Source organism: Nitrosomonas sp. JL21 (genome assembly GCF_009833095.1).
In the GTDB taxonomy this organism is placed as follows: domain Bacteria; phylum Pseudomonadota; class Gammaproteobacteria; order Burkholderiales; family Nitrosomonadaceae; genus Nitrosomonas.
The window spans coordinates 1-2095 of record NZ_QRCB01000086.1; the positions used below are offsets into that span (position 1 = coordinate 1).

The following is a 2095-nucleotide window of genomic DNA, read 5'->3' on the forward strand; positions in this document are numbered from 1 at the left end:
GTAAAGCTTCACCTTTTATTGGATCATGATGGATATCTGCCATCTTATGCGTATATATCCAATGGGAAAAAGCATGAATCAACCTATGCCAGGAAGTTCCCTCTGGCTGCAGGTTCCATAATTACAATGGATCGAGGATATACCGATTACAAGTTGTATTCATTCTGGACAGCAGAAGACATTTACTTTGTGACCCGGTTAAAAACAAACGCCAGCTATGAAGTTCTTGAAGAACGGGCAATTCCTAAAAATCGCAATATTTTATCTGATGAGATTATCAAACTCACCGGATATAAAGCCCGCAAAGAGTGCCGCTATTTGCTGCGCAGGGTTGTTGTATGGGATGCCCAAAAGCAGCGGGAAATAATCCTTTTGACCAACCATTATAACTTTGGGGCCACAACTATCTCTGCCATTTATAAAGACAGATGGCAGATCGAATTGTTTTTCAAGGCGATAAAACAGAACCTGAGAATCAAGACCTTTGTTGGAACAACAGAAAATGCCCTTAATATTCAAATTTGGACAGCATTGATTGCCATGCTGCTGATTAAATTTCTTCAGCTCAAATCCAAATTTGGATGGTCTTTATCTAATTTGGTGGCTTTTTTGAGATGGAATTTATTCACCTATAAAGATCTTTGGGAATGGATAAACAAGCCATTTGAAACCATTGGATCAAGTCCTCAACCAGTGCAGATGCAATTGCCTATAAAAGGATTGTGAGGGCATAGGAATATAATTTCCTGCATTCCCGAAAATTATAACGAGGCAGGAGGCTCAACACCCATCTTCCTATAAAGATCGGTTTGATTTTTGGTCATCTCCGCGACACGTAAAGCTCGCCCCGGTTGTTCGTAACATTCGATAATATCAAATTCATCCAGAAGACTTTGCATTGTGTATTTTTTGAAAAGGCTACCATCTGTCATTTGTTTTTTTATGTAAGATAGGTAAATTAGAGCTATAAATTCTACAAACAATTTTCCGTCAAGACTCATATCTGATGAAACCGCCGGACGATTGAATCCCAAACGATCCTTGAGATCAAAAAAAGCCTTCTCAACAAGATCTTTATTACGGTAAATTTCTAGTGCTTTAATTGGATCTTTTACAACGTTGCTCAGGAGAACAAAATAACCGTAGCTTTGTTTGGCTTTCTCGATAGCATCATCTTTGGCGATCACTTGGATTCCACGAACTGGAGTGGTATTAACGGTAAAATACTTCTCGTATTTCTTTTCATTGTTCGGATTGCGTTTGCCACTCTCCAATTCTTCATGAAGCGTGCGCAACATTTTATGAAATTTCCTCTCGTCATCTACAGCTTGAGCGGTATTATAATAAATATGTAAATACATCCTCCGCTCACCAGTTAAAATATCACCTTTATTCGGGCGTTGTTGAGAATATTTCCAATTGATCGAAGAAGACGTAGCATATAAGTCATAATCGCTGTTATAGTTAGACCAGGATCGAATAGTATTTTTTACTTTTTCTATTTCATTTTTTACAAACTTCAGATTCTTTTTTGTAGCAATCAAAAACTTTAAATGATTTTTATACAAAGCATTAATATTTTTTTCACTGTAAAAACCACGGTCCATAACAAGCTTTGCTTTGCCAACCCCGAATGTTTTCATGTCCGCTATTAAATTCATAACGGTTTTTACATCGTGTATATTCCCTGGTAATTTACGGTAATAAAAAGGGAGGTTGGATTGCTCTCCAAAAAGGAGGGTAAGGTTGATCTGTGGCAAAGGATCATGATCCTTATTTACTCCATAACGAACTTGCTTCAGGCTACTAGAATAGCTCGAAATTGACGTTGTGTCGTAGGCCCAAAATTCATCTTCGGCACGACGTTTTCCCTGAAGCTTAAAAAAACGTTCCCTTGCATCGTCAGTTATAGAAGCGAACAGTTCACTGCTTCGTTGAGACGTAATGACTTCTCCATAAGGATGCTTGTGGAGAAAAGCCCACTTCGGAAAACGGCTTAAGGGATTTTTATTCTCAAGAATCAGGTAGTAGGCGATAGAGAGAATTTGCTTGTACATATAGGGAAAACAAGCCTTTAGATCCTTTATGATACCTA

At 38.1% G+C, this 2095-nt stretch carries 2 protein-coding genes; one reads left to right on the top strand and one right to left on the bottom strand.

Annotation, left to right across the window (positions count from 1 at the left end; genetic code table 11):
* Positions 1 to 726: IS4 family transposase (locus ABF87_RS14625; RefSeq protein ID WP_160829850.1), on the top strand; the 726-nt coding region annotated here is incomplete at its 5' end.
* Positions 727 to 761: 35 nt separating this feature from the next.
* On the opposite strand, the gene ABF87_RS14630 is transcribed toward ABF87_RS14625, so the two are convergent.
* The coding region (locus tag ABF87_RS14630) for an IS1634 family transposase (protein WP_205012716.1) at positions 762 to 2095 on the bottom strand (1334 nt) is incomplete at its 5' end.